This is a genomic window from Neobacillus niacini (genome assembly GCF_000759675.1).
Taxonomy (GTDB): Bacteria; Bacillota; Bacilli; order Bacillales; family Cytobacillaceae; genus Neobacillus; species Neobacillus niacini_A.
On the sequence record NZ_BAWM01000115.1, the window covers coordinates 1 to 2,785 of the forward strand.

Below are 2,785 nucleotides of genomic sequence, written 5' to 3' on the forward strand. Positions count from 1 at the left end.
AGTGAATGGCTAGTTCTTTCTCGACGGGAATCCCACCCGCTATATGATACGACCTATGCTCGGCCGCACAACTGCCACGTTAGCACAATAAGTAGCAGGACATCCTGTTAATTTAATGGACCAGTCACCTCAAGGCATTTTCCATTATACGCGTCCATCCTAACGGTTGGTTCTTCTCCGTTTTTAGTTTTCAGTGTTACACTCAACTCGCGTTGATTAGTGAATTGATTAAAAAAACCACTCTTTGTATCAATAGACAATTTCTCCAATGTAATGTCATCCAAATTAATATCAACGGCTTTTATTCCCAATTCTTTTGGAGGAACGTTCAAACACAAAACTGCATAATCTGTGGCTTCCCCAGTTGTCAATATTGGCTTTTGGTATACATATGCAAAACAAATGATAAGAAAAACTAAAATGCGGAAAACTTCTTTCTTCAAGTTTGTTGCCTTTAACACGTTTCAATCACCCTATCCAATATCGTATAAAAATGTAATTCGATAACCCCTCCAAAATTCCTGCCTTATTGCACTATCCTGCTTCGATAGTTGAATAGTCTCTCCCGTTTCAATTTCGAGAATCAAGTCAATAATTCCTCTAAAAAAGAAATCTTAGGGAGAGATGTATTTTGTTATTGTCAAAGGCATGGGAAACGTATGAATCGGATAAACGAATTGAAGGGTTCTCACCACAAACACTAAAAGCATATAAACTTCAATCCTCATTACTTATTCGATATTTCAAGGATGTTAATGTTGATACCAAATCCACTGTTCAACTAAAAGAATACCTGGCAAAGTCGAGCGAAACCTTAAAACCTTCAAGTTTATCTCACCGAATACGTTTTATAAAATCATTTTTTCGTTGGTCACATGAAGAAGGATTTATTTCAAAAAACCCCGCTGCAAGGATAAAGGAACCTAAAGCAGGGAAACGAATTCCTAAGTTTTTAACGGAAATTGAAATTGAATATTTATGTGAGGCTTGTAACAGCACGTTGGAAAAAGCATTGTTTGAATTCATGTTTTCTATTGGTTGTCGCATAGGAGAAATTCTTACATTACAGAGGAGTAGAATTAATTGGTCAAACCGTTCAGCCATTGTTAGGGGGAAAGGAGATAAAGAAAGAGAAGTTTATTTTAATATCCGTTGCAAAATTTGGCTTAAAAGATACCTTGAACAACGCCAGGATGGCGATGAAGCCATTTTTGTCACCGAACGGTATCCTCATCGAATGAGTATTGCCCAAATGAGATATATTATCAAGCGAATTTCAAAAAGGGCAGGTATAAATAAAACGATCCATCCACACCAACTGAGGCACAGCTTTGCTACTTACATGTTAAATAATGGTGCCCCTCTTGAAGTCATTCAAAGTTTATTAGGTCATGAGAAAAGTGAGACTACGAGGATATATGCACAGTTAAGTGGGAGTTTAAGGCAAGAGCTTTATAGGAAGTATTTTTAAAAAGGGACACAAAAAAGCAATGCTGAAAAAAATGCATTGCTTTTCTTTAATTCTTGCACCCGTTAGTGTAAGTACAATAATTCACAATCTTCTTTGTAATTACCTGTTTATTGAAAAATATCGTTTTACATTAAATATTTTTGTAATCTTCTACTATTGTCCATATAGTATTAAATGCTTCTTTTGCTTTCACTTTATCAGAATCTTTTTGAACATCATATGTTATCAATGCCTTCCATAGAGCCCATCCTCGTGCTCTATTCCAGGTTGCCTCGTCCAAATTTATTTCATTCTTGAACACTTTTCTACTGGCATCATCAAAAAAAGTCCAGGCTATTGCTGCATCACAAGAGGGATCTCCTACTCCCAAAATACCAAAATCAATAACTGCACAGAGCTTTCCATCTTTAACTAACAAATTCCCTGGTGCTATATCACCGTGTACCCACACAGGCTTTGATTCCCATTCAGAATCTAAAGCTAACCACCATATTTCACTCAATAAACCTCCATCAAAATCCTCTTTGTTGTTCTCAATAGCATTTCGGGTTTCATCATTGTAAATAGATAAAGACCCACCTCTATAAAAATTATGCTTACCAGTTAAGGGACCTTCGTTGGTATCGATGGCTTGTAACTCTTTTAAAAATAACCCCAAGTCTTTTGCAATCTGATTAAGGTTTTCAATATTGTTATGAGATAGGTGTTCTCCCTCAAGCCACTTATTGATGGACCAGGACCAGGGATATTCTTCATTCGGAATTCCTTTTGCTATTGGGACAGGAATTGGTAATGAAAGTTTTTCAGCTAAAATCGGAAGCCACTTTTGTTCTTTTTCTACCTGTGGAGCATAGCCTGCTGCACTAGGTAACCTTACACTCATATTTTCGCCTAGATGAAATGTTCTGTTATCATTTCCACCATTTTTTACAGGTTTGATATATAAATCAGACCATTCTGGATACTGTTGATTTATTAGTCTTGATACTAAATCTATATTGATAATCATTTAAAACTCACCCACCCTTTTTCTAATCATAATAGATATTTTCGTCCCCAACACTTTCAAATCCTTCTTCAAGTAAACCTGCACCGTTACTTCAATAAGAAAAGCCGCAAAAATGGCAGTCCGATTTTCCGCAAAAGCCCCCGATAGTTGAAGAAGATGAGTAATACCAAACTAGTTAGATTATTGCATTCTTAAACAAAGAAGTAAGGTCTTCTGCTAATCTAGGTCTTGAATTAATGTTATTAGACACAAAATTCATATTAAGAATCTTTTAAGGATTATTGTTTAAGCATTTCTTCACAATT

The 2,785-nt window shown here is 35.8% G+C and carries 3 protein-coding genes; 1 reads left to right on the forward strand and 2 read right to left on the reverse strand.

Annotated elements, in window-relative coordinates; genetic code table 11:
- Window positions 1–107: 107 nt before the first annotated feature.
- Window positions 108–461, reverse strand: a complete 354-nt coding sequence (locus tag TR08_RS24895; protein WP_045522844.1) for a hypothetical protein — start codon at window positions 459–461, stop codon at window positions 108–110.
- 170 nt (window positions 462–631) lie between these two features.
- Between TR08_RS24895 and TR08_RS24900 the strand changes: the two genes are divergently transcribed.
- Window positions 632–1,471: a tyrosine-type recombinase/integrase gene (locus TR08_RS24900; RefSeq protein ID WP_045522846.1), complete on the forward strand. Its 840-nt coding sequence runs from the start codon at window positions 632–634 to the stop codon at window positions 1,469–1,471.
- Window positions 1,472–1,601: 130 nt separating this feature from the next.
- Here TR08_RS24900 and TR08_RS24905 read toward each other — a convergent pair whose 3' ends face one another.
- Window positions 1,602–2,480, reverse strand: a complete 879-nt coding sequence (locus TR08_RS24905; protein ID WP_045522848.1) for an aminoglycoside phosphotransferase APH(3') — start codon at window positions 2,478–2,480, stop codon at window positions 1,602–1,604.
- Between the last annotated feature and the right edge of the window lie 305 nt (window positions 2,481–2,785).

Bases quoted from the DNA above. Each gene is read 5' to 3' on its own strand.
- TR08_RS24905 (WP_045522848.1), bottom strand. From the start codon at position 2,480: ATGATTATCAATATAGATTTAGTATCAAGACTAATAAATCAACAGTAT.